Annotated in this window: 1 protein-coding gene; it reads right to left on the bottom strand. The window is 66.6% G+C overall.

Features of this window, described 5'->3' with window-relative positions:
* The coding region (locus AC1D17_RS28875) for a beta strand repeat-containing protein (protein ID WP_477568621.1) at positions 1-1,622 on the bottom strand (1,622 nt) is incomplete at both ends.

The raw sequence follows: 1,622 nt of genomic DNA, 5'->3' as shown, positions 1-1,622 counted from the left end.
GTCAGGCTATAGGTCCAGRCACCGGCGGCGGAGATGACRAAGCTGCCATAGGTGCCGGCGGCATTGCCGCTCCATGTCGCGGTGTGATTGTTATCRACATCGCTCGACACCATSGTGCCGGTGGCGCTGAGCGGCCCGGTCACCGGGGTGAYGTCGTCGACGGCCAGGCCGGTYTCGGTCACSGTACCKGMGATCACCGAGGCRGCACCGATCACCGGCGCATCGTTGGTGCCGTTGATGGTGAYCGTCACGGTCTGGGTGTCGGTGGCGCCSGAACTGTCGGTCACCGTCACCGTATAGACCTGGGTGATGGTCTCGCCGGCGGCCAGATAGTCGACGGCGCCGTCATTGACCGTGAAGGTCCAGCCGATYGCGCCGGTACCGTCGCCGGTCGCCGCATTGGTGATGGTCGGAACGAAGCTGCCGAGTGCGCCCGGCGCACCGGTCACCGAGGTCAGCGCCGCGTTTACCGTATGGGTGTTGCTGAGATCGACATCGCCGAAGTTGAGCGCGCCGGTCGCCGTCAGGTTTGCCGTGGTCTCGCCAATGGCGCCGTCGGCGATCTCGTTCACCGAACCGGTGCCGGGACCCGAGGTGATCACCGGTGCATCGTTGGTGCCGTTGATGGTGACCGTCACCGTCTGGGTGTCGGTGGCGCCCGAACTGTCGGTCACGGTCACCGTATAGACCTGGGTGATGGTCTCGCCGGCGGCCAGATAGTCGACGGCGCCGTCATTGACCGTGAAGGTCCAGCCGATCGCGCCGGTACCGTCGCCGGTCGCCGCATTGGTGATGGTCGGAACGAAGCTGCCGAGTGCGCCCGGCGCACCGGTYACCGAGGTCAGCGCCGCGTTTACCGTATGGGTGTTGCTGAGATCGACATCGCCGAAGTTGAGCGCGCCGGTCGCCGTCAGGTTTGCCGTGGTCTCGCCAATGGCGCCGTCGGCGATCTCGYTCACCGAACCGGTGCCGGGACCCGAGGTGATCACCGGCGCATCGTTGGTGCCGTAGATGGTGACCGTCACCGTCTGGGTGTCGGTGGCGCCCGAACTGTCGGTCACCGTCACCGTATAGACCTGGGTGATGGTCTCGCCGGCGGCCAGATAGTCGACGGCACCGTCATTGACCGTGAAGGTCCAGCCGATCGCGCCGGTACCGTCGCCGGTCGCCGCATTGGTGATGGTCGGAACGAAGCTGCCGAGTGCGCCCGGCGCACCGGTCACCGAGGTCAGCGCCGCGTTAACCGTATGGGTGTTGCTGAGATCGACATCGCCGAAGTTGAGCGCGCCGGTCGCCGTCAGGTTTGCCGTGGTCTCGCCAATGGCGCCGTCGGCGATCTCGTTCACCGAACCGGTGCCGGGACCCGAGGTGATCACCGGCGCATCGTTGGTGCCGTTGATGGTGACCGTCACCGTCTGGGTGTCGGTGGCGCCCGAACTGTCGGTCACCGTCACCGTATAGACCTGGGTGATGGTCTCGCCGGCGGCCAGATAGTCGACGGCGCCGTCATTGACCGCGAAGGTCCAGCCGATCGCGCCGGTACCGTCGCCGGTCGCCGCATTGGTGATGGTCGGAACGAAGCTGCCGAGTGCGCCCGGCGCACCGGTTACCGAGGTCAGCGC

Source organism: Pararhizobium sp. P1_E7 (genome assembly GCF_056405855.1).
Note: the sequence above shows the minus strand (reverse complement) of the source record. Positions and strands in the feature narration are given on the sequence as shown.